The 22,447-nt window shown below is 66.1% G+C and carries 24 protein-coding genes; 7 read left to right on the top strand and 17 right to left on the bottom strand.

Annotated elements, in window-relative coordinates; genetic code table 11:
• Positions 1-85: 85 nt before the first annotated feature.
• Together RIB52_RS06935 and RIB52_RS06930 are read left to right on the top strand one after the other, a co-directional pair.
• A complete protein-coding gene (locus RIB52_RS06935; protein WP_350174303.1) occupies positions 86-847 on the top strand; it encodes a thioredoxin domain-containing protein in 762 nt (253 codons plus the stop codon).
• Positions 848-859: 12 nt separating this feature from the next.
• Positions 860-4,282, top strand: a complete 3,423-nt coding sequence (locus RIB52_RS06930; protein WP_350174301.1) for an AAA family ATPase — start codon at positions 860-862, stop codon at positions 4,280-4,282.
• A 36-nt stretch (positions 4,283-4,318) separates the two neighbouring features.
• Here RIB52_RS06930 and RIB52_RS06925 read toward each other — a convergent pair whose 3' ends face one another.
• The 5 genes from RIB52_RS06925 to rpmF all read right to left on the bottom strand — a co-directional run bounded on the left by RIB52_RS06925 (position 4,319) and on the right by rpmF (position 7,448).
• Positions 4,319-4,747 carry a MerR family transcriptional regulator gene (locus tag RIB52_RS06925; protein WP_350174299.1) on the bottom strand — a complete coding sequence of 143 codons (429 nt, stop codon included), beginning with the start codon at positions 4,745-4,747 and terminating at the stop codon, positions 4,319-4,321.
• A gap of 5 nt (positions 4,748-4,752) precedes the next feature.
• Complete coding sequence (locus RIB52_RS06920) at positions 4,753-5,055, bottom strand: integration host factor subunit alpha (RefSeq protein WP_350174297.1); 303 nt, start codon at positions 5,053-5,055, stop codon at positions 4,753-4,755.
• Positions 5,056-5,160: 105 nt separating this feature from the next.
• Positions 5,161-6,132 (bottom strand): beta-ketoacyl-ACP synthase III, encoded by a 972-nt coding sequence (locus tag RIB52_RS06915; RefSeq protein WP_350174295.1) that lies wholly within the window; start codon positions 6,130-6,132, stop codon positions 5,161-5,163.
• Positions 6,129-7,238, bottom strand: a complete 1,110-nt coding sequence (plsX, locus tag RIB52_RS06910) for a phosphate acyltransferase PlsX (RefSeq protein ID WP_350174293.1) — start codon at positions 7,236-7,238, stop codon at positions 6,129-6,131. Before plsX ends, RIB52_RS06915 begins: the two co-directional genes overlap by 4 nt.
• Before the next feature lie 27 nt (positions 7,239-7,265).
• Positions 7,266-7,448, bottom strand: coding sequence for a 50S ribosomal protein L32 (rpmF, locus tag RIB52_RS06905; protein ID WP_350174291.1), 183 nt, complete (start codon positions 7,446-7,448; stop codon positions 7,266-7,268).
• Between the two features lie 220 nt (positions 7,449-7,668).
• Here rpmF and RIB52_RS06900 point away from each other — a divergent pair, with 220 nt between their 5' ends.
• Entirely contained in the window at positions 7,669-8,064 is a 396-nt protein-coding gene (locus RIB52_RS06900) for an MAPEG family protein (protein ID WP_350174289.1), read from the top strand.
• Positions 8,065-8,188: 124 nt separating this feature from the next.
• Here the strand turns inward: RIB52_RS06900 and RIB52_RS06895 are convergent, their stop codons facing one another.
• The 3 genes from RIB52_RS06895 to RIB52_RS06885 form a co-directional block, all read right to left on the bottom strand.
• A complete protein-coding gene (locus tag RIB52_RS06895) occupies positions 8,189-8,830 on the bottom strand; it encodes an MBL fold metallo-hydrolase (protein ID WP_502879496.1) in 642 nt (213 codons plus the stop codon).
• A 128-nt stretch (positions 8,831-8,958) separates the two neighbouring features.
• Positions 8,959-9,723 (bottom strand): hypothetical protein, encoded by a 765-nt coding sequence (locus tag RIB52_RS06890; RefSeq protein WP_350174285.1) that lies wholly within the window; start codon positions 9,721-9,723, stop codon positions 8,959-8,961.
• Positions 9,724-9,768: 45 nt separating this feature from the next.
• On the bottom strand, positions 9,769-10,434 hold the full coding sequence (locus RIB52_RS06885) for a S24 family peptidase (protein ID WP_350174283.1): 666 nt from the start codon (positions 10,432-10,434) through the stop codon (positions 9,769-9,771).
• Positions 10,435-10,558: 124 nt separating this feature from the next.
• Here RIB52_RS06885 and RIB52_RS06880 point away from each other — a divergent pair, with 124 nt between their 5' ends.
• On the top strand, positions 10,559-10,807 hold the full coding sequence (locus tag RIB52_RS06880) for a hypothetical protein (RefSeq protein WP_350174281.1): 249 nt from the start codon (positions 10,559-10,561) through the stop codon (positions 10,805-10,807).
• A complete protein-coding gene (locus RIB52_RS06875) occupies positions 10,801-11,205 on the top strand; it encodes a VHS/ENTH/ANTH domain-containing protein (RefSeq protein ID WP_350174279.1) in 405 nt (134 codons plus the stop codon). Before RIB52_RS06880 ends, RIB52_RS06875 begins: the two co-directional genes overlap by 7 nt.
• A 125-nt stretch (positions 11,206-11,330) precedes the next feature.
• Here RIB52_RS06875 and RIB52_RS06870 read toward each other — a convergent pair whose 3' ends face one another.
• From RIB52_RS06870 to cysS, 4 genes are all read right to left on the bottom strand, one after another.
• Positions 11,331-12,773: an aldehyde dehydrogenase family protein gene (locus RIB52_RS06870; RefSeq protein ID WP_350174277.1), complete on the bottom strand. Its 1,443-nt coding sequence runs from the start codon at positions 12,771-12,773 to the stop codon at positions 11,331-11,333.
• Positions 12,774-12,796: 23 nt separating this feature from the next.
• Positions 12,797-14,479: an acetolactate synthase large subunit gene (locus RIB52_RS06865; RefSeq protein WP_350174275.1), complete on the bottom strand. Its 1,683-nt coding sequence runs from the start codon at positions 14,477-14,479 to the stop codon at positions 12,797-12,799.
• A gap of 129 nt (positions 14,480-14,608) precedes the next feature.
• Positions 14,609-15,556, bottom strand: a complete 948-nt coding sequence (locus RIB52_RS06860; protein WP_502879495.1) for a D-2-hydroxyacid dehydrogenase — start codon at positions 15,554-15,556, stop codon at positions 14,609-14,611.
• 2 nt (positions 15,557-15,558) lie between these two features.
• On the bottom strand, positions 15,559-17,019 hold the full coding sequence (gene cysS, locus RIB52_RS06855; RefSeq protein WP_350174271.1) for a cysteine--tRNA ligase: 1,461 nt from the start codon (positions 17,017-17,019) through the stop codon (positions 15,559-15,561).
• Positions 17,020-17,109: 90 nt separating this feature from the next.
• Between cysS and RIB52_RS06850 the strand changes: the two genes are divergently transcribed.
• The gene (locus RIB52_RS06850; RefSeq protein ID WP_350174269.1) at positions 17,110-17,724 is read left to right on the top strand and encodes a DUF998 domain-containing protein; all 615 of its coding nucleotides are present in this window, start codon (positions 17,110-17,112) and stop codon (positions 17,722-17,724) included.
• Here RIB52_RS06850 and RIB52_RS06845 read toward each other — a convergent pair.
• From RIB52_RS06845 to fsa, 5 genes are read right to left on the bottom strand one after another with little or no spacing between them, the layout of a single operon-like run.
• On the bottom strand, positions 17,721-18,401 hold the full coding sequence (locus RIB52_RS06845; RefSeq protein ID WP_350174267.1) for a nitroreductase: 681 nt from the start codon (positions 18,399-18,401) through the stop codon (positions 17,721-17,723). The genes RIB52_RS06850 and RIB52_RS06845 overlap by 4 nt on opposite strands.
• Entirely contained in the window at positions 18,398-18,748 is a 351-nt protein-coding gene (locus RIB52_RS06840) for a hypothetical protein (protein WP_350174265.1), read from the bottom strand. The genes RIB52_RS06845 and RIB52_RS06840 overlap by 4 nt, the downstream gene beginning before the upstream one ends.
• A complete protein-coding gene (locus tag RIB52_RS06835; RefSeq protein WP_350174263.1) occupies positions 18,745-19,029 on the bottom strand; it encodes a hypothetical protein in 285 nt (94 codons plus the stop codon). Before RIB52_RS06835 ends, RIB52_RS06840 begins: the two co-directional genes overlap by 4 nt.
• Positions 19,026-20,879: a cobaltochelatase subunit CobT gene (gene cobT / locus RIB52_RS06830; RefSeq protein ID WP_350174261.1), complete on the bottom strand. Its 1,854-nt coding sequence runs from the start codon at positions 20,877-20,879 to the stop codon at positions 19,026-19,028. Before cobT ends, RIB52_RS06835 begins: the two co-directional genes overlap by 4 nt.
• A 22-nt stretch (positions 20,880-20,901) precedes the next feature.
• Positions 20,902-21,555, bottom strand: a complete 654-nt coding sequence (gene fsa, locus RIB52_RS06825; RefSeq protein ID WP_350174259.1) for a fructose-6-phosphate aldolase — start codon at positions 21,553-21,555, stop codon at positions 20,902-20,904.
• An 83-nt stretch (positions 21,556-21,638) separates the two neighbouring features.
• Between fsa and RIB52_RS06820 the strand changes: the two genes are divergently transcribed.
• Entirely contained in the window at positions 21,639-22,313 is a 675-nt protein-coding gene (locus RIB52_RS06820; protein ID WP_350174257.1) for a DUF2490 domain-containing protein, read from the top strand.
• The last annotated feature ends 134 nt before the right edge of the window (positions 22,314-22,447 follow it).

Below are 22,447 nucleotides of genomic sequence, written 5' to 3'. Positions count from 1 at the left end.
TTTGTGCACAAGCTCGCCCTTCGACGCTATTGAGCCGCAGGGCCGACCCTGTAACCTCCCCAATCACGACAAGGACCGCTTCGACATGATCCCGACCCGCATCCCGTTCCACCGGCATGTCCTCGCCGCCCCGCTCGCCCTCGCGCTTGCCGCATGCGGCGGAGAGGAAAGCGACATGCCGGCCAATCCGGGCGAACCGATAACGGCGATTGAAGCGCCGGAGGGAACCTCATGGACCGAGACCGTGACCGTCTCCGATGACGGCGGTCATGTGCTCGGCAATCCCGACGCGCCGCTCAAGCTGATTGAATATGCCTCGCACACCTGCGGCGCCTGCGCCGCCTTCGCGACGCAGGGCAAGCCCCCGCTCAAGCGGGACTATATCTCGACCGGCGTGGTGAGCATCGAACAACGCGAGGTGTTCCTCAACACGTTCGACGTGGTGCTCGCGACGATGATCCAGTGCGGCCCGCCCGAACGGGTGCATGCACTCTCGGACGAGGTCTGGGGCAACCTGCAGCAGGTAATGAGCGGGGTGCAGCAGAACGGTGAGGCGATTCAGGCGGCGGGCAACCTGCCGATCGAGCAGCGCTTCGTTCGGATCGCCGAACTCGCAGGCTTCCTCGAATTCTTTGCCGCGCGCGGTCTTTCGGCGGACGAGGCGCGGATCTGCCTTTCGGATGCCAATGCGATCGAGACTATGGTGCGCGAACTCGATGCGCTCGCGCAGGAAGACGAGGTCACAGGCACGCCGACCTTCCTTCTCAACGGCAACCGTGTCGACGGTACGCAGTGGGGCGCGGTCGAGCCCGCGCTGCAGAACGCCGGCGCGCGGCCGGCCGAGTAAGCGGACGCCTCGATGCAGATCAGCCGGCTCAAGCTCAGCGGCTTCAAGAGCTTCGTCGAGCCAGCCGAACTGCGTATCGAACCGGGCCTGACCGGCATTGTCGGCCCCAATGGCTGCGGCAAGTCGAACCTGCTCGAAGCGATCCGCTGGGTCATGGGCGAGAACAGCCCGAAATCCATGCGTTCTGGCGGGATGGAGGACGTGATCTTCGCGGGCACCTCGTCGCGCCCGCCGCGCGATTTCGCCGAAGTCGTGCTCCACGCCCACGACGAGGACGACGAGGATCTGGTCGTCACCCGCCGGATCGAACGCGGGGCGGGTAGCGCCTACCGTGTCAACGGGCGCGACGTGCGGGCAAAGGATGTCGCGCTGACTTTTGCCGATGCCGCGACCGGCGCGCATTCCCCCGCCCTTGTCAGCCAAGGCAAGATCGCGCAGGTGATCGCCGCAAAGCCCGCCGAACGGCGCGGCATGCTGGAGGAAGCGGCGGGAATCGCCGGGCTGCATGTCCGGCGCAAGGATGCCGAAAGCAAGCTGCGCCAGACCGAAGCCAACCTCGCCCGGCTCGAGGACCTGATGGCCGGGCTCGACGCGCAGATGAATTCGCTCCGCCGGCAGGCACGGCAGGCCGAACGATACAAGGCGCTCAGCGAGGAAATCGCCACCGCCGAGGCGCGGCTGCTGTTCGCCCGCTGGCGGGATGCGGCGCGTTCGGCAAAGGAAGCGCGCGCGGCGGCCGAAGGGGCGGAGGCCCGCGTTGCCGAAGCGCAGGCAAAGGTTGCCGAGGCGCAGGCGGAACAGGCCGAGGCGGCCGAGGCGCTCGCCACCGCGCGCGACGAGCTCGCCGACCGCCGCGACGATGCGAGCGCGCACGGCCACCGCATGGCGGCGCTTTCGGAAAAGCTCGAAACCGCCGAAGCCCGGCTCGCCGACCTCACCCGCCAGCGCGAACGGATCGAGACGGATCGCGCGGATGCCGACCGGCTGACCAGCGATGCGGTCGAGGCGCTCGGGCGGCTCTCACGCCAGCTCGAGGCGAGCCGTGCGGCGGTCGAGGAGGCCGAGGCCGCGCGGCCCGGGATCGCCCGCAAATCCGAAGAAGCCGAACGCGCCAGCCGCACAGCCGAACTCGCGCTTGCGCAGGCGACGGCCGACCATGCCGGGGTGGAAGCCGAATGGCGCGTCGCCGAAGCCGCGATCGAACAGGCGGAAAGCCGACTCGCCCGGCTCGAGGCCGAGCGCAAACGGCTGGGTCGCGCCCGCGGCGAGCTCGAAGGGGCCGAGGGTCTCGAGGCGGCCGTGATCGCCGCGCGCGAAGCGGTGGACGAGGCGGCAAGCGATGTCGCACGGATGCGCGCGAAGCTCGAGGAGGACCAGGCGCGCAAGGCGGAACTGATCGCCGCGCGCGACGAGGCGGCCTCCGGGCTTGCCCGGGCGAAGGCCGAACTCGCCGGGATCGAGCGCGAATACAATGCCCTCGCCCGCGACCGCGATGCGCGTGCCAAGCGGGAAAAGGGGCGCGCCGGCCTGCCCGCGGCGCTCGATCGGGTGAGCGTTGAAAAGGGCTATGAACGCGCGCTCGCCGCTGTTCTGGGTCGGGACGCAAAATCGCCGCTGGGAACCCCCGAAGCCGGGTCGGAAGGACGTTTCTGGAGCGGGAGCGAGCCGCCGCAGGCCGTCGCCGACAGCCTGCTTGCCCATGTCACCGATTGCCCCGCCGAACTCGCCGCTCGACTAGCGCTCGTCCATGTGGCGCAAGACGATGACGGCCGCGCCCTCGCCCCCGGCGAATGGCTCGTCACGATCGCCGGCCACCTGAGACGCTGGGACGGTTTCCTAGCCCGCGGGGAAGGTTCGGCCGAGGCGGCGCGGCTCGAGGCGGCGAACCGGCTCGCCGAACTCGAAGGCCAACTCCCCGCCCTGCGTTCGGCCGCCGAGGAAGCGGGTGCGCGCGAGACCGCCGCGCGCGAGGAATTGTCCGCGCTGCAATCCGCCCTGGTCGCCCTCGAACGCGACCTGGCGGGCGCGATCGAGGCCGAGCGGCAGGCCTGGCGCGCGCTCGATCAGGCCGAGGCGGCGAAGGAGCGGGTCGCCGCGCGGCTGGCGGAACTGGAGGACAGCGAGGGCGAACTCGCCGATCAGCTTGTCTCTGCGCGCGAGGAACTCGAAGCCGCACGGGCCAAGCGCGCCGAGCTTCCCTCTCCCGATGCGGGCCGGGCCGCGCTCGAAGCGGCCCAGGCCAAGAACGAGGCTGCGCGCTCCGCCGTGCAGGCGACGCTTGCCGAACTGGCCTCGCACGATCAGTCGCTCGCCGTTGCGCGCGAGCGTCTGGCGGCGCAGAAATCCGATCATGCGAGCTGGCAGGCGCGCTCTTCCGATGCCGCCCGGCGCATGGCCGAGGCCGACCGCAGGCTGGAGGAGATCGAGGAGGAATACGCCGTCATCGCGGCCAAGCCCGAGACGCTCAGGACCGAGATCGAACAGGGCGATGCGGTGCGCGAGAGGCTCGCGAAGGAACTCGCCGACGCCGAACAGGCGATGCAGGTCGCGCAGGACGCGCTCGGCGATGTCGAGCGGGTGCTGGCCGAGGCGACCGAAACGCTCGCCCAAGCGCGCGAGGGGCGCGCCACACTTGCCGCGCGAGCCGAGAACGAGGAAGCCCGTCGCAGCGAGATGGCGCGCATTTCGGGCGAGCGCTTCCAGTGCCCGCCCCCGCTGCTGGTGGAAAAGTTCGGCTTTGAAGAAGATGGAGTGAAGCCCGCGAGCGCGGAATCCGAAGCGCTCGACAAGCTTGTCGCCAGCCGCGAACGGATCGGCCCGGTCAATCTCGTCGCCGGCGACGAACTCGCCCGTATCGAGGAGGAGCATGGCACGAATGCGAACGAACAGGCCGAGCTTACCGAAGCGGTGGCCCGCCTGCGCGGATCGATCGGCAATCTCAACCGCGAGGGCCGCGAACGCCTGCGCGCCGCTTTCGAGGAGGTCGACGGGCATTTCCGTGTCCTGTTCACGCGGCTGTTCCAGGGCGGGCAGGCGCATCTCGCGCTGGTCGATTCGGACGATCCGCTCGAAGCGGGACTCGAGATCTATGCCCAGCCGCCGGGCAAGCGGCTGCAATCGCTCTCGCTGCTGTCCGGCGGCGAACAGGCGCTGACGGCGACGGCTCTGATTTTCGCCCTGTTCCTGACCAACCCGGCGCCGATCTGCGTGCTCGACGAGGTCGACGCGCCGCTCGACGATGCCAATGTCGAACGTTTCTGCGACCTGCTCGACTCGATGGTCCGCACCACCAGAACCCGCTATCTCATCGTCACTCACAATGCGGTGACGATGAGCCGGATGCATCGCCTGTTCGGCGTAACCATGGCGGAAAAGGGCATTTCGCGCCTGGTCAGCGTGGATCTGGGCGAAGCCGAGCTGATGGCGGCCGAATAGGGCGCGCGCCCGGGGATACTGAAAGCTCTGAAGCGCTCAAGCCTCCAGCGCGTTCGCCAGGCGAGCGCGAATCTTTTTCAGCCCCTCGAGGGTATCGGCAAGCTTCCGCGTGCTCTCGGGGGCGCGCGCGTTCGATGCGGGCTGGTCGCTGGCGGCGCGCCGGTCGCCAGCGCGGCGATCGCCACCGCGGCGTCGGTCATGTTCGGATTTCGCCGAGGCGCGCAGCACAGCTTCGGCGCCCTTGAGCGTATAGCCTTCCTCGTTCACCAGCCGGTCGATCCGTTCGACCAGCGCGACATCGCTCGCCCGGTAATAGCGCCGCCCGCCGCTGCGCTTCAGCGGTTTCAGCAGGCTGAACTGCTGTTCCCAGTAGCGCAGAACGTGGGGTTTGATACCCAACGCGTCGGAGACTTCGCCGATCGTGCGCAGCGCGCCATCGTCCTTGCCGTCCTCGAATTCGGGCATGAATGTCAGCCGCCCTTGGCGATCCGTTCCTTGAGAAGCTGGCTGGCGCGGAACGTCATCACCCGGCGCGGGGTAATCGGGACCTCGACCCCGGTCTTGGGATTGCGCCCGATCCGTTCGTTCTTGTCGCGCAGCACGAAACTGCCAAAGCCCGAGATCTTGACGTTTTCGCCATCAGCGAGCGCATCGCACATCTTTTCAAGGATCGCCTCGACCATGTCGAGCGATTCCGCCCGGCTAAGGCCCATCTTACGATTGATCGTTTCCGCCAGATCGGCGCGGGTCAAGGTTCCAACCGAACGCATCATGCCCAATCTCCTCCGCGGCGCGACCCTCGCAGGGATGGCATCATAATGGTCTGAGCCATTTTGGCAATCCGCCGCCCCCGTGCACCGCCGGTCGACGAAGGCGCGCTAGAGTCGGACGAGGCTCGCCCCCCAGGTGAAACCGCCGCCCATCGCCTCGAACATCACCAGATCGCCCGGACCGATGCGCCCGTCGCGGCGCGCCGTGTCGAAGGCGAGCGGGACCGAGGCGGCCGATGTGTTGGCATGGACATCGACCGTCACGATCACTTTCTCGGGTGGGATACCGAGCTTCTTCGCGGTCGCATCGAGAATCCTGCGGTTCGCCTGGTGCGGCACGACCCAGTCGATTTCATCGACGGAAACCTTCGCTTGCTCAAGCACTTCGCCCAGGACTTCGGAGAGGTTGACGACCGCATGGCGGAACACTTCGCGGCCTTTCATGCGCAGGTGCCCGACCGTGCGGGTGGTCGAAGGGCCGCCATCGACATAGAGGAGGTCGTGCTGCGCCCCGTCGGCATGGAGCCGCGTTGCGAGCACGCCGGCTGGCGCATCGCCAGCGCGCTCGCCCGCAGCCTCGAGCACGACCGCCCCCGACCCGTCGCCGAACAGGACGCAGGTGGTGCGGTCTTCCCAGTCAAGGATGCGGCTGAAAGTCTCCGCCCCGATGACAAGGGCGCGGCGCGCCATCCCGCTGCGCAGCATCGAATCGGCGACGCTCAGTGCATAGAGAAAGCCCGAGCAAACCGCCGCCACGTCGAAGGCGATGCCGCCATTGCAGCCCAGCGCGTGCTGGACCTTCGTCGCGGTGGCGGGGAAGGTGTTGTCGGGCGTCGCGGTGGCGAGGACGATGAGATCGATATCTCCCGGCTCGAGCCCGCAATCGGCGAGAGCCGCGCGCGCCGCATCAGTGGCGAGGCTCGCCGTGGTTTCGCCCTCGCCCGCGATGTAGCGCTGGCGGATCCCGGTGCGTTCGACGATCCATTCGTCGCTGGTATCGACTGTCGCCGCGAGTTCTTCGTTGGTGACGACGCGCCGCGGCAGCGCAGAACCCGAGCCGAGCAGGCGCGAGCCGCTCACGCCGCCGCCTCGTCGCCCTTGTCGCCCCGGGATCGCTCCGCGTCGTTCTCTTGCCCGTTTTCCTTGAGCGCGTCCTCACCGATTTCGGCGAGATCGTGGGCGATGCGTTCGGTCAGCTTGTTCTCAAGCAGCCGCGCGGCGACTGCCACGGCATGGGCGACCCCGCCCGCAGTCGCGCTGCCATGGCTTTTCACGACAACGCCGTTCAGCCCGAGAAAGACGGCTCCGTTGTGATTGTTCGGGTCGAGGTGGTGCTTCAGCAATTCGGTCGCCGGGCGCGACACGAGAAAGCCGATCTTGGACCGCAGCGAACTGGTGAAGGCCTGTTTGAGAAGATCGGTGACGAAGCGCGCCGAGCCCTCGATCGCCTTGAGCGCGATATTGCCGGAAAAACCGTCGGTGACGACGACATGGGTTTCGCCGCGGTTGATCTTGTCGGATTCGACGAAACCGTCGAATTCCAGGGCGACCTCGCTGTCCTCGCGCGAGGTTGCCGCCGAGAGACGCGCGGCGGCATCGCGCAGCGCATCGGTGCCCTTGATTTCCTCCGTGCCGATATTGAGCAGCCGCACGCGCGGGCGCTCGAACCCGTTGACGATGCGCGAATAGGCCGCGCCCATGACCGCGAACTGGACGAGGTTGCGCGCATCGGCCTCGGTGTTGGCGCCGAGATCGAGCATCACGACATCGTGTTCCTGCAAGGTCGGTAGCAGCGCGGCGAGCGCGGGGCGATCGATGCCCGGCAGAGTGCGCAGCGCGATCTTGCTCATCGCCATCAGCGCGCCGGTATTCCCCGCGCTGACCGCCGCCCCGGCATCGCCCGATTTCACCGCCCCCACGGCCAGCCCCATGCTGGTCGTCTTGGCCCGGCGGATCGCGCGGCTCGGCAATTCGTCGCCGCCCACGACATCCTCGCAATGCAGGATTTCGGAGGCGCCGGCCATGCCGGGATGATTTTCCAGAGCCTGTTTGATCCGCTGCTCGTCGCCGACGAGGAGGAACTTGAAATCCTCGTGTCGGCGACGGGCGATGGCGGCACCCTCTATCATGACGCGCACGCCTTCATCGCCGCCCATCGCGTCGACTGCGATACGCGGGAGGCTCATGCGCTGTTTCCTCCAGTCAAGTGAGGGTCAGATGCCCTTGGGCACCATCACTTCGCGGCCGTTATAGAACCCGCAATGGCCGCACATGTGGTGCGGACGCTTCAGTTCGCCGCAATTCGAGCATTCGTGGAACGCCTCGACCTTGAGCGAATCGTGCGCCCGGCGATTGCCGCGGCGATGGGGCGATACTTTTCTCTTGGGGACAGCCATGGCTACGCCAATTCCTCAGGTAAAATCGTGTCTTGCGCTTTCGCAGCGCCGCTTGTTCAGATGCCGCCCTTACGGCAAGGCGGGCACGCGCACAAGCGTGAGCGTGCACGGGTCCTCGCTGAATTGGCGGGAAGGCGGGCGCTATAGCGAAAAATCGAAGCGTTGCAAGCCTTGCGCGCGCCGCCTAGCAGCAGGCGGGCAACAGGCAGGGAATCCATCGATGACCATTCTACCCGTGACGCTTGCGGCCTGCGCGGCCGCCGCCATTCTCAACATCTGGCTGATGGTCCGCATCGGGACAGTCCGGCAGGCGACCGGGATCAGCGTCGGCGACGGCGGGAGCGAGCCGCTGCAGAGGCGGATGCGGGCGCAGGCGAACTTCGTCGAGAACACGCCCTTCGTGCTGGTCCTGGTCGCGGGGATCGAGCTGGCGGGCGCGGGGAGCTGGTGGCTGCAATATGTCGCAGCGCTCTACATTATCGGCCGCATCGCGCACGGTTTTGGCATGGACGGCGGGTCGAAGCAGGTCGGGCGCATGGTCGGCACGCTCATCACGATGCTGACGCTGCTGGGGCTGGCGGTGGTGGCGGCGCTGGTGGCGGCCGGCGTGCTCTAGACCGGCCCGCGACGCTCGGCGGCACAGCCACCGCAAGCGTGACTGCGCGCCCGCAGGTGCCCGGAGCCCGGGCCCGCCCGGGCGGAGGAACAGCACCGAGGAGTTCGCCCGGATGGGCGAACCCTCACGACAACGCGTAATCGCTCACGAAGGCGTTGGTCTTGCGCTCCATCCCGAAAGTGCTGGTCGGCCCGTGACCGGGGATGAAGGTCACGTCCTCGCCGAGCGGCCAGAGCCGCTCGGTGATCGAATCAATCAGGTCCTGATGATTTCCACGCGGGAAATCGGTGCGCCCGATCGAGCCCTTGAACAATACGTCGCCCACGATCGCGAAGCGGCTGGGCGCGTGGTGGAAAACGACGTGGCCCGGCGTGTGGCCAGGGCAGTGGATCACGTCGAGCGTGAGGTCGCCGACGGTAACGGTGTCGCCGTGCTGCAGCCATCGGTCCGGCTCGAAGCTCGCCGCCTGCATCCCGAAGCGCGCGCCGTCGTCGTCGAGGCGGGAAATCCAGAACCGGTCGTCCTCGTGCGGGCCTTCGATCGGCAAGCCCATTTCCTGGGCCAGCGTCCCGGCCTGCCCGCAATGGTCGAGATGGCCGTGGGTGATGAGGATCTTTTCAAGCTCGACGCCGGCCTTGGCGACCCCGGCCTTGAGCTTGTCGAGATCGCCGCCCGGATCGACCAGCGCGGCCTTGCCCGTGGCGGTGCACCAGATCAGCGAGCAGTTCTGCTGCAGCGGCGTGACGGGAAGGATCGCGGCCTTCATCGGGGGCGTGGTGGGAGCGTCGGTCATGAGGGGAGATGTGCCGCCGCGCCTGCGCGATTGCAAGTCCGGGCAAAACGGCGATGTCGACGAGGATTGGAGTCGCATATCTGCGGCCAAGCTGCGCATGCTCACAATTCTCCGAGCCGGTCTGATCGAGCGGCCAATATCTCGCTCATCGAATTTTCGCCCTTACGAAGCCGAGCCTGCGACGTCACGGCAATCCTGAGGAGATTGTCTACTAGACGCTCGCATTGGAGCAGATGCTGCGCCCTGCTCATTCTGCTGGTCTCCGGCAGGGTGCGTTCGCATTCGTTGAGCCAGACGGCAATCGAACTAGCGGCAGCGGCATTGGCCGCCTCCAGGGAAGGAGAGCCGCGACGCCACAGATCGACGATGGCTTGCTCGGAAAAATCGAGGCTGGCCCGCTGATCTTCCACGGCCATCCGGAGATAAGCGACCGTATGCTTGAAACGCTCTTCTTGTGGAACGGGCTCCCGCTTCCAGAACTTTCGTCGGTCCGGAAGAGGCTCGTACGGGAGATGTTGCCTCGATACCGATCCACCAGAGATGACCGGTGCCGGAGACAATGGTCGTTGTGTCGCCGGCGGCTCGCGCAAATCCCTTCTCAGGAGCCGGCGAAGGGCAAGGTATACCGCCACGAAAACCACGAGCGCGATGGAAAGTGATAGCAAAATGCCCGTCTCCGGACCCGTCGCAAGCAAGGGCGCGAGAGGCATCGAGACGCCGACTGCCAGAGCGGACGCCGAGGCGAGCAGAAGGGGAGCAGCCCGTCGCAGAACACTTCGCACTGCACCGCCAATGAGCAGGATCAGACCTTGCAGGACAAGACCTGCAATTATCATCAAAAGGAGCACAAGCGCTAACTGAAGCATTCGACGACTATGCCCGTTCGAATTGCGCAGGCAACCGTTTCGAATTCAGATCCGACCGCCCTTCCACACGACCCGGCCGATGATATCGACATCGGCAACGTCGACGCTGACCGGCGGATAGGCGAGGTTCTGCGAGAGCAGCGAGAGCCGCCCTCCTCCCGCACTCGCGACGCGCTTCACCATCAGGCTTTCGCCGAGGCGCACCACGTGGATGCCGTCGCGAAAGGGGCGCTCGGTGCAGTCGACGAGGATCTCGTCGCCGTCGTTGAGGAGCGGCTCCATCGAATCGCCCTCGACCGTGATCGCGGACAGGCGCGCGCCTTCGAGGCCGTGCTCGGCCAGCCAGCGGCGCGAGAAGCGGAAGGCATCGAAGGCGCCCTCGCCCGCCGGCAGCGCGCCCGGCCCGGCCGACGCGCCGATGTCGAGCCGCGGCACCTCGACCCAGCCTGCGCCGAGCGGAGGAGTCGCACCATAGGATTTTTCCCTAGCTTCGGCGAGTTCACCCTCGTCGACGCCGAAGAATCGCGCCAGCGTGCGCCGGTCGCCCTCCTCGAGCTTGCGCGGCGAGCCCTTGCGGATGAACTGCTGGAGGTAGCTCGGGTTTCGCCCCAGCAATTCCGACAGTCCGGCAAGGCTTGCCCCACGCTCCTGTGCGAGTGCGAGCAACCGCCTGCGGGCACCTGCGGGAATGTCGGTGTCGGACTTTGCCATGGACGCATCCTACACATAGGATTTTTCCTAGACAAGTAGGATTTTCGATGGAACGAATAGGGAACGCCGAGCGATTCGCCGCGCGGTGCCGCCATCAGGACGCAGCCAGATGAGGGGACAAACCATGCTGATCAGGACCATCGAGACCTTCCTTCGCCGACACGACATGCCCGCCACCAAGTTCGGCCGCCTCGCCGCGCACGATCCGCGCTTCGTGCTCGACCTGCGCATGGGCCGCCTGCCCCGCCCCTCCACCGAGGCGCGCACCCGGGCCTGGATGAAGGGCTACGAGGCGAGGGCCGAGGCTTGTGCCAAGGCCTGCCCTTCCGCTGGGACCGCAGCCTCCGAGAAGAAGGAATTCGCATCATGCTGATCGAGCCGCCGACCCTTCCCGCGAACCTTGAAACGAAATCGGCAGGCGGCCCGCCCCACCCCCGGACGCCACGCCCGCGCACGCGCCGATCGACCGGCGACCGGGTGCGCGATGCGCTTATGACGCTGGCGCAGGGCAAGGCGAGCCTGCTCACCCACGAGGAAACCGCCTGGGCCTCGATCACCTTTTCGGGCACGCGCCACGAGGTGCGGCTCGATTTCGAAGGCGCCGACGCAGTCGCAGCGGGCGAGGAGTTCATCGACGAGCTGCCGGAACACGAATTCCGTATCCCGGGGCAGCTGGTGGCCGATGCGACCGTGCGCGAGGTCGACCACCGGTTCGGCGCTGACGAGCGGCTGGTGGTCACGGCGGTGCTACTGCTGCTGGAGGAGGGTTGAGGGCACGGCGCGCGAGTACCGGCCGCTCTGCGCGGTCGGCAAGCGCGACCGCGCGCCCGCAGGTGCCCCGCAGCGTAGCGGAGGGAACAGCACCGAGGACACGGGCCCGGATGGGCCCGTGCCAATCAGGAAGTTCTCCTGACGACGAGGTTCCGGATCTCGCTCATGTCCTCCATGGCGAAACGGATGCCTTCGCGCCCCAGCCCGGAGTCCTTAACCCCGCCATAGGGCATGTTGTCGACCCGGTAGCTCGGCACGTCGTTCACCACCACGCCGCCGACGTCGAGCCGGTCCCATGCATCGAGCACCTGGAACAGGTCGCGGGTGAAGAGGCCCGCCTGCAGGCCGAACTTCGAATCGTTCACCTGTTCCAGCGCCTCGTCGAAACTGTCGAAGGGCCGCAGGATCGCGAGCGGGCCGAAGGCTTCCTCGTTCCGGGCCGCGCAGTCGTCGGGCACGTTTTCGAGCAGGGTCGCCTCGAGCATATTGCCGTTCGACAAGCTGCCGCCGACGAGCAGGCTCGCGCCCCCGTCCACCGCCTCGTCGATCCAGCCCTTTAGCCGGCTTGCCTCCTTGTCCGAGATCATCGGGCCGATGAAGGTTTCCCGGTCCTTGGGATCGCCCGCTTTCAGCGTCTTGGTCTTTTCGACGAGCATGGCCTTGAATCGGTCGTAGACCTCGGAATGGATCAGGATGCGCTGGACCCCGATGCAGGACTGGCCCGACTGGTAGAAGGCGCCGAAGATCACACGGTCCAGCGCGTCTTCCAGGTCGGCGTCCTTGTCGATCACCACCGCGGCATTGCCGCCGAGTTCGAGCACGACCTTTTTCTTGCCCGCCTTCGCCTTCAGGTCCCAGCCCACGCCCGGAGAGCCGGTGAATGAGAGGAGCTTCAATCGCTCGTCCTCGGTGAACAGGTCCGCCCCGTCGCGGCTGGCGGGCAGGATGCTGAAGGCGCCTTCGGGCAGTATGTCGCATTCGGCCAGAACCTCGCCCATGATGAGCGCGCCCAAGGGCGTCTTCGAGGCGGGTTTCATCACGAAGGGGCAGCCGATCGCGATGGCGGGCGCGATCTTGTGCGCGGCGAGGTTGAGGGGGAAATTGAACGGCGAGATGAAGCTGCACGGTCCGATGGGCACGCGCTTCCACATTCCCATGTATCCCTTGGCCCGCGCCGAGATGTCGAGCGGCTGGACCTCGCCGTAATTCCGAACCGTCTCTTCCGCTGCGATGCGGAAGGTGTCGATGAGGCGCGTGACCTCGCCTTCGGCATCATTGATCGGCTTGCCCGCCTCGACGCACAGGGCATAGGCAAGCTCGTCGAAGCGTTCGCGGAACCGCTGGACGCAATGCATCAGCACGTCCTGGCGTTCGTAACTCGCAAGCTTCGCCATCGGTTCTGCCGAGCGCACGGCCCCGGCGATGCCTTCCTCGATCACGTCGGGCGTCGCGAGCGCGGTGCGGAAGGCGACCTCGCCGGTGAACTTGTCGGTGACCTCGAGGTCCGTGTTCGGCTGCGCGGCCCTGTTGTTGAGATAGAGCGGGTAGGTGTCCTTGAGCTCGGGCATGTGTCTCTCCTGTCGAGGGGGTTCTACAGCTCCGCGCTCAGCCGCTTGATATCATGGTTCAGGATCTGGTCGTTCTCGCTGTAATCGACCGGGCAGTCGATCAGATGGACGCCAGGCGTGTCGCGCGTCTCGGCGAGGACATCGGCGAGATGTTCGCTCGAGGTCACCCGGTGGCCCTTTGCGCCGTAGCTTTCGGCATAGGCGACGAAATCGGGATTGTCATAGGTCAGGCCGAAATCCTTGAAACCCATGTTCGCCTGTTTCCAGCGGATCATGCCATAGGCATCGTCGCGCAGGATCAGCACGGTGAGATTGAGGCCCAATCGGACGGCGGTTTCCATCTCCTGCGAATTCATCATGAAGCCGCCGTCGCCGCAGATCGCCATGACCTTGCGTTCGGGATAGAGCATCGCGCTCATCATCGCGGATGGCAGCCCTGCGCCCATCGTGGCGAGCGCGTTGTCGAGCAGGACGGTGTTGGGGAGGTAGGCGGTGTAGCCGCGCGCGAACCAGATCTTGTAGACCCCATTGTCGAGGCAGATGATCCCGTCCTCGGGCATCGCGCCGCGCACCTGCTTCACCAGATGCGGCGGGAAAATGGGAAAGCGCGCGTCGTCCGCAAGCGGTTCGGTATGGGCAAGCTCGGCCTTGCGGTATTCGAGCATGCGGGCAAAGTCCCACTTGCCCTGCGGCACGATGTCTTCCTTGATCTGCCAGATCGCGTTCGCAATGTCGCCGATCACCTCGACCTGCGGGAAATAGACAGGGTCCACCTCTGCCGTCCGATAGGAGACGTGGATCACCTTGGGCGGGCTGTCCGACCCGACGGCACCTTCCTCGTCATTGTGCATGAAGAAGGGCGGCTTTTCGATCACGTCGTGGCCGACATTGACGATGCAGTCCGCATCCTCGATCGCCCGGTGGCAGAAATCCCCCGCCGATAGCGCCGCGCAGCCGAGGAACAGCGGGTGGCGTTCGTCGATCACGCCCTTGCCCATCTGCGTCGTGACGAAGGGGATGCCGGTCTTCTCGATGAACTGGTGGAGCATGCGCCCGGTCATCTTGCGGTTCGCGCCCGCACCGATGACGAGGATCGGCGACTTGGCCTGTTCGATCGCGCTCACCGCTTGGCGCACCGCCTTGGGCTCGGCCGAGGGACGCCGCGCGAGCGAGGGCGCGATGGGGCGGCTGGTGGTCTTCTCCTCGGCGATATCCTCGGGGAATTCGAGATGGACCGCGCCGGGCTTTTCCTCCTCGGCCAGCCGGATCGCCTCGCGCACGCGGCTGGGGATGTTGTCGCCGCTGGCGAGCTGGTGGGTGAATTTCGTGATCGGCCCCATCATGTCGACCACGTCGAGGATCTGGAAACGGCCCTGCTTCGATTTCTTGATCGGCTTCTGCCCGGTGATCATCATGATCGGCATTCCGCCGAGCTGCGCATAGGCCGCGGCAGTCACGAAATTGGTCGCGCCCGGGCCGAGCGTCGCGATGCATACGCCTGTCTTGCCGGTGTGCCGGCCATAGGTCGCCGCCATGAAGCCCGCGCCCTGTTCATGGCGGGTGAGGATCAGCTTGATCTGTTCGGAATCCGAGAGGCTTTCGAGGAAATCGAGATTCTCCTCCCCCGGCACGCCGAAGATGTATTCGACGCCTTCCGCCTCGAGACACTCGATGAACAGGTCCGAAGCCTTCTTGCTCTCGCTCATTTCGCAATTCCCCCCCTAATGCCGGATGCGCCGGCCTTCCAGCGGCGCACCGATAGCGCCACCTTATGACCGGCGCATTATGCCACGCAAGGGCGCGCGGGAATTGCAGGAACGCGCCAAAGAGGCGCGTCAATAGCCGCGGGCCGGGTCGAAGATCGGGGAAAGCCGCTTCCCCGCACGGTAATTGGCGAGGTTTTCGAGAAAGCGATCGGCGGAGCGCACGAACATCCTGTCTTGCGCCCGGCCCGACAGGTGCATGGTGATGTGGGCGTTATCGAGCGTCCAGAGAGTGTGATCCGCCGGGAGGGGCTCGGGCGTTGTCACATCGAGGAAGGCGGCATGGATCGCCTTGTTCTCCAGCGCCTCGACCAGCGCCGACTGGTCCACCACGCTGCCGCGCGCGATGTTGACGAGCACCGCCTCGCTCTTCATCGCCGCAAGCTCGTCCGCGCCGATCATGCCTTCGGTTTCGGGTGTTGCGGGCACGGCGATAATCACCCAGTCGAATTCGCTCAAGCGCCCGCGCCATTCGTCGGGGCCGAGTACGCCCTCGCCTTGGGCCGAGCGCCGCACGACGCTGACCTCGACATCGAAGGCTTCGAGCCGCGGCTGGATCAGCTTGCCGATTGCCCCATAGCCGAGCAGCAGCGCCTTCGAACCCGCCAGCTCGCGCTTGCCCGGGCTTTCGCTGAGCCATTCGTGCCGGTCCTGCGCGCGGACCACCTCCCGGTAGCCCTTCGCGATGTTGAGCATCCCCATGACGACATATTCGGCAATGGTGATCGCGTTGATGCCCGCCCCGTTGGTGACGGTAATACCGCGCTCGATCAGCAGGTCCATCGGCATGAAGTCGAGCCCGGCATAGATCGAATTGAGCCATTTGAGGTCGGTCGCGGCGCGCAAGGTGGCGACCATGGCATCGGTGTCGTTCATGTCGAACCAGCCAATCTCGGCGCCCTTGACCGCGTCGAGCGCTTCTTCGTGCGTCATGAACCAGCGCACATCGACGTCATCGGGTAGGCGCGGTTCGAGCAGCGGGCGTATAAGGCCCGAGATCGCCAATGTGGTCGGGCGCATGGTCATGTTTTTTCCCCCAATTTCCATTCCCAGCCCAGCGGGTCGCCGTCCATCACCTCGACGCCCTTCGCCGCAAGTTCGTCGCGGATCGCATCGGAACGCGCGAAGTCCTTGGCCGCGCGAGCCTGTTTGCGCTCGGCCAGGGCGGCTTCGATCCCGCCCTCGGTGATTGCGGCGGAAGCGGGCTTCAGGCGCAGGTCCTTTCGGGTGAGTGCGAACAGGCCGAGGCCGAGGACCGCATCCATGCGCTCCACCACGGCGCGCTTGATCGCCGGGTCGACCTTCTTCACCGCCAGCGCGTCTTCCAACGCGGTGAGCGCGATGGGCGTATTGAGGTCGTCGCTGATCGCCTCATCAAACTTGGCGAGCGCGGGAGCGAATTTCGGGTGTTCCGCTGCTCCCCCGGAAGGCGCATCGGCGAGCCGCTCCACCGCCATCACCATGCGCTTCAGCCGCGTGAGCGCCGCCTCGAGCCCCTCCCAGCTGAATTCCAGCTCGCTGCGGTAATGCGCCTGCAGGCACATCATCCGGTAGGCGAGCGGGTGGAAGCCCTTCTCGACGAGTAAAGGCAGGCGCAGGAATTCGCCCGACCTTTTCGACATCTTGCCGGAGCGTTCGACGAGGAAGTTGTTGTGCATCCAGATCTTCGCGCCCGAATGGGTCGCCTCGTCCAGCCCGCCGCAGCCGCAGAAAGCCTGGTTCTGGGCGATCTCGTTCGGGTGGTGAATCTCGCGGTGGTCGATCCCGCCGGTGTGGATGTCGAAGGGAAAGCCGAGCAGCTTCTCGCCCATGACCGAACATTCGAGATGCCAGCCCGGCGCGCCCCGGCCCCACGGGCTGTCCCATTCCATCTGCCGCGTCTCTCCGGCGGGCGTGGTGCGCCAGATCGCGAAATCGGCGGCGTTGCGCTTGCCCTCGACCGTCTCGATCCGGCCTTCCCCTTCCTCGGTCACCGCGCGCGCCAGCCGCCCGTAATCCTCGACCGTCGAAACGTCGAAATAGAGCCCGCCGGGCAGCTGGTAGCAGTGCCTTTCCGCAATGCTCTTCGCGAAGGCGATCATCTCGTCGATGTAATCGGTCGCAACCGACCAGCGCGCCGGCTCGCGGATGTTGAGCGCCTTCACATCGGCCTTGAAGGCTTCGGTGTAATGCGCCGCGATGTCCCAGATCGAGCGCTGCGACTTGGCCGCCGCCTTCTCCAGCTTGTCCTCGCCCGCGTCGGCATCGTCGGTCAAGTGGCCGACATCGGTGATGTTGATGACATGGGTGAGCCTGTAGCCCTTCCAGCTGAGCGCACGCCCCAGCACGTCGGCAAAGACATAGGCGCGCATATTGCCGATATGGGCGTAATTGTAGACTGTCGGGCCGCAGGTATAGACCCGCGCTTCTCCGGGATAGACCGGAACAAAGTCCTCCTGTGCCCGGTTGAGGGAATTGAACAGCCTGAGCGGATTATCGGTCATGGGGCGCGCCATGCGACAAACGGCAGGACGGCGCAAGAATGCGAGGGTAGCACCATCTTCGACAAGGGCGAGAGCGGGACCACGGCGAAATTGCTGGGCGCGCTCGTCATCGCCGGATGCCTTGTCGCCGTGGTGCTCGACCTCGTCGGGGCCGGACTGTCGGACCGGGTCGGCATGATCAGCGACACGATCAGCAATCTCGCCGCCGCCGAAGGAGCGAACACGCCGGTCGACGAGCTCGCCGATACCGGGCTCTACGCCTTCGTCATAGCAGTGCTGGCAACGACATGGGGGCTGCTGCGCTGGCGGATCGAGCGGCTCGACTGGAAGATCGGCGCTTTCCTTCTCGTCGTGGTGGCGATCTGCGTCGCACTGATCGCGGGATACGAGGCCTATACCAGCGGCGAAGGCCCGGTGATCCATTACAAGCTGGTCTATGTGCTGGGCGGCGCGTTCCCGCTCACCGTCCTGCTGACGGCGGGCCAGTTCTACCGTATCGATAGCCGGCTCGGCATCGCGCTTTATGCGCTGGGAGCGATATGGGCCGTGGCCGCGCCATTCCTGTTCGTGGTCCCGACCGCGTGGGACGGAGCCTATGAACGCCTGCTCGCCGCGCTGATGCTCGGCTGGTTCCTGGCGATGGGCGCGATGATCTGGCGCGATCCCGACACGCACCGCCATATCCCCAAGGACGAGCGCAGCTAGGCGGTCGCCTTGGCTTCTTCCCAACCCATGAAATGCACGTGTTCCTCGAGCGGCACGCGCTCGCGCTCGAAATTGTTCACGGGGGCTTCGGGATCGCGATAGCCGATCGCCATACCGCAGAAGAACATGGTCTTTTCGTGGTCAAGGCCGAGGAAATCGCGGATCACATTGGCATAGAGCGCCATGAATTCCTGGTAGCAGCTATCGAGCCCCTCCTCGCGCAGCAGCAGGGCGACGGTCTGGAGCCACATGCCGGTGTCCGACCACTGCGCCTCCTTCATGAAACGCGGGAAATAGCACAGCAGCAGCGCGGGCGCTCCGAAGCTGGTGGCGTTCCTCGCCATAGCCTTCATGCGCCCTTCCTTGTCCTCGCGCGCGATGCCCATCGCGCCGAACATTCCGCGCGACACGCCGTTGAGGCGTTCCTTGTAGCAATCGACATTGCCGGGTGCGGTCCAGTCGTATTCGGCTTCCTGCGGAGGGGTGGTGGTGATCTTCGCCTGCAGATCCTTGAGCGGCTGCCCGGTGAGGATCGTCGCTTCCCACGGCTGGTAATTGCACCCCGAAGCGGCCCAGCGCGCGGTGTCCATGACGCGGCGGATTGTCTCGAACTCCACCGGCGTGTCGAGAAAGGCCCGGATCGAGCGGCGGGTGGTCACGGCTTCGGTTACGTTCATGTGGGATTCCCCGTTTTCCTGTGGGCGAGCGCGAAAGCGACCTGCGCGGTCGCGATCGCCGGAAGGGCCATGAAGGCGAGCAAAATGACGCCAAGCACGATCAACGAGCCGACGCCCGTGGCGACGAGCATGACCGGCAGCATGGCGAAGATCACCGCGGCGCCCGCGAGCCACGCAAGCCGCTCGGCGAACACCCCGAGCATCGCGGCAAGCGCGAGCGCGGTCACGTAGAAGATCCAGAAACTGCCCCCGTCCCATGGCTCGCGAACGCCGTCGATGAAAGTTGCGAGGGTCCACAGCGCGAGGCCTAGCGCCAAAGCGATGATGAACAGGAGGCCTGGCTTCACCGCGCAAACCCTGCGAAGACTGCGCCAATTCCGAGCGCCAGCCCGACGGCTCCGAGAATGCGAAGCGCGCGGTGAGAAAGGTCAAAGCGCGGCGTATAGGCTTCGAGTTCGCGGCGCTCCTCGAAGAAGGCCTCCGGCGCACCGGCATCGAGTTCACGCAGGCGAGCATCGCGATTGCGGTGCGATTCCTTCACGAGTAGGTCCGGGCGCAAGACCGCGCCCAGTGAGGTTCCGGCCAACATCAAACCCAGCCCCAGCATCAGCCCATCGACATCGCTCACCGCCGCCGCACCCCCCGCTTCGGTCCCTTCTCGTCCTCGAACAGCTCCGCAAGCTGTTCCATGATCGTCCCGCCAAGCTGCTCCACGTCCATGATCGTCACCGCGCGGCGGTAGTAGCGTGTGACATCGTGGCCGATCCCGATGGCGACGAGCTGGACGGGCGAAACCTTCTCCACCCAGTCGATCACGCCGCGCAGGTGCGCCTCGAGATAGCCCGCCGAATTCACCGAGAGCGTCGAATCGTCGACCGGCGCGCCGTCCGAAATCACCATCAGGATGCGCCGTTCCTCGGGCCGTCCCAGCAGGCGGCTATGCGCCCACAGCAGCGCCTCGCCGTCGATGTTTTCCTTCAGCAGCCCTTCGCGCATCATCAGGCCGAGATTGCGACGCGCGCGTCGCCACGGCTCGTCGGCCTGCTTGTAGATGATGTGGCGAAGGTCGTTGAGGCGCCCGGGGCTGGGCGGCTTTCCGTCGGCGAGCCATGCTTCGCGGCTCTGCCCGCCCTTCCATGCGCGGGTGGTGAAGCCGAGGATCTCGGTCTTGACCCCGCAACGCTCCAGCGTGCGCGCGAGGATGTCGGCGCTGATCGCGGCGATCGAAATGGGCCGCCCGCGCATCGAGCCCGAATTGTCGATCAGCAGCGTGACCACCGTATCCTTGAACTCGATGTCGCGCTCGACCTTGTAGCTCAATGCCGTGCCGGGCGAGACGATCACTCGGCTGAGGCGCGCCGCGTCCAGAACGCCTTCCTCCTGGTCGAAATCCCAGCTGCGGTTCTGCTGCGCCATCAGCCGTCTTTGCAGCCGGTTGGCGAGCCGGGTGACGACGCCCTGCAAACCCGTCAGCTGGCTGTCGAGATAGGCGCGCAGCCGGTCCAGCTCCTCCGCATCGCACAATTCGGGCGCATCGGTGATCTCGTCGAATGTCTCGGTGAAGGCCTTGTAGTCCAGGCCTTCAGGGATGTCGTCCTGCGGGCGGTTCGGTTTGACCGGGGCGCTGGAGGCATCGCCGTCCTCGCCCGGTTCACCGTCCTGCATCTCGTCCTCGGCGGACAGTTCGCTGTCGGCCTCGCCCTCGCCTTCGCCCTCGGCCATGTCGCCGGCCATTTCGGCGCTCTGCGGTTCGTTCGAGCCGTCCTGCTGCTCGTCCTCGCCTTCCTGGTCCTGTTCTTCGCCGTCGTCGTCCTCGCCGTCCTCGTCCTCGTTGTTTTCCGGCTGGTCGGTCGGGCGGGTGAGGTCGAGCTCGCGCAGCATGTCGAGCGCGAGGCGCTGAAAGGCCTCCTGGTCGTACAGGCTATCGGACAGGGCCGAGAAATCCTTGCCCACCTTATCCTCGACGAATTCACGCACGAGATCGACGCCCGAGCGCGCCTTTTCGGGGATCGCCTCACCGGTCAATTGTTCGCGCAGCATCAGCGAGAGCGCGGTCTGGATCGGCACTTCGGAGGAATTCTGCGCCCGCACGATCTGGTCGGAGGCGGTGCGCATCTCGGTCGCAGCGTCGAGATTGGCCTTGATCCCGTCGAAACGGTTCGCCCCCAGCGCCTCCCAGCGGACCTGCTCGATCGCGTCATAGCACGCCCGCGCGACCGGCTCGGGCGGGGCGCCGGTGGCATGGAGCCCCGCATCGTGGTGGCGCAGCTTGAGCGCGAAGGAATCGGCGAACCCGCGTGCCTCGGTGACCTGTTCGCTCGGCAGGTCGCGGCCCGGCAGGGGCACGCGAAAGCGATTGCCGCTCTGTCCCGGAACGTCGGCGCTCCACGCGACCTCGACCTCCGCATCCTTCGCCAGCGCGCGAGAGGCGCCGGTCAGTGCCTGCTTGAAACGATCGAGGGGGGATTCTTCGGACATGTATTCTCGATTGAGGGATGCGTTAAAGGATCGACTGACCGGTCTTTTCCCAATCCTTGAGGAAACCCTCAATCCCCTTTTCCGTCAGCACGTGGTCGAACAGCGCGAAGATCACCTTGGGCGGCGCGGTCATCACGTCGGCGCCGATGCGCGCGCTTTCGAGGACATGGGTGACGTGGCGCACGCTGGCCACCAGGATCTCGGTGTCGAAGGCGTAATTGTCGTAGATCAGGCGGATGTCGCGGATCAGGTCCATCCCGTCCGTGCCGTTATCGTCGTGCCGCCCGACGAAGGGCGAGATGAAGGTCGCCCCCGCCTTCGCCGCGAGCAGCGCCTGGTTCGCGGAAAAGCACAGGGTGACATTCACCATCGTCCCGTCGCCGGTGAGCTTTCGGCAGGTCTTGAGGCCATCCACTGTCAGCGGCACCTTGATGCACACATTGTCGGCAATCCTGCGGAGCTTTTCGGCCTCCTTCATCATCGTCGCGTGATCGAGCGCGACGACCTCGGCGGAGACCGGTCCGTCGACGATGGAGCAGATCTCCCTGGTCACTTCCATGAAGTCGCGGCCCGACTTGGCGATCAGCGAAGGATTGGTCGTCACCCCGTCCAGCAGGCCGGTCTCGGCAAGCTCGCGAATGGCATCGATCTCGGCGGTATCGACGAAGAATTTCATGATCTGCATCCTTTGAACATGTGGGCCGGATCAACACGAAGATAATGGCGCACTGCGCGCGCGCAGCTTAAGGGGCAGCGCCCATGACCCGGACCCTTATAACCCTGCCCGCGCTGATTGCCTGCCTCTTCGCGGCTTGGCAACCGTCGATCGCGCGGGCTGCGGACGAGAACGTGCAGCTTTGGGTGATCGGGTCGGTGCGCACCGATTTCGGCGCGCGGACAGGCGCGACGCTCGACGGGTCGATCCGGTTGCGCGAGGATCCGCGCGGGGGCGAGGAAAGGACGATCCGCCTGACCATGGAGCGCGAAATCGCCGCAGGGGTGGTGATCGGTGGCGGCGGCGGGATTTGGGAAGCGGCGGGCGGCGCAACCGAGATTCGGCCGCACCAGCAGATCACCCTTGCGCGCGGGGGGTTGTCGGCGCGCACCCGGCTCGAGCAACGTTTCCTCGACGGCGCACCGCGCATGGAAATGCGCTTTCGCCAGCGCCTTGGCTATGCCCATGCCTTTACCGCCCGCACCCGCGCGAGCGTGGACGGCGAATGGCTCCATCTCGTGCGCACGCGCGATCCCGGGGGGCCGCAGAACCGCGACCAGTGGCGCGCGCGGCTCGCGCTGGACCATGTCGTTTTCGAACGAGGAAGGGGCCGTCGGCTGACGGTCGGGATTGCCTATCTCGCGATCTACGATGAGCGTGCGGAGCGCCGTGCACGCTATGCCCATGTGCCGCAGGCGAGCATCGACTGGCGCTTCTAGAAAGGTTGACCCGAGCTTGCGCCGGCTGTCGCGACACGGCCGGCGACTGCCCGGGGTCGTGCAGGGCGCACCCGTCGTTGCCGCCCGGTTCGCATCCCTTGGCTTCCGCACTCCTGCCCGCCGAACGAGGCCTT

Origin of the sequence: Erythrobacter sp. (assembly GCF_040217515.1) — a bacterium.
Classification (GTDB): domain Bacteria; phylum Pseudomonadota; class Alphaproteobacteria; order Sphingomonadales; family Sphingomonadaceae; genus Erythrobacter.
Note: the sequence above shows the minus strand (reverse complement) of the source record. Positions and strands in the feature narration are given on the sequence as shown.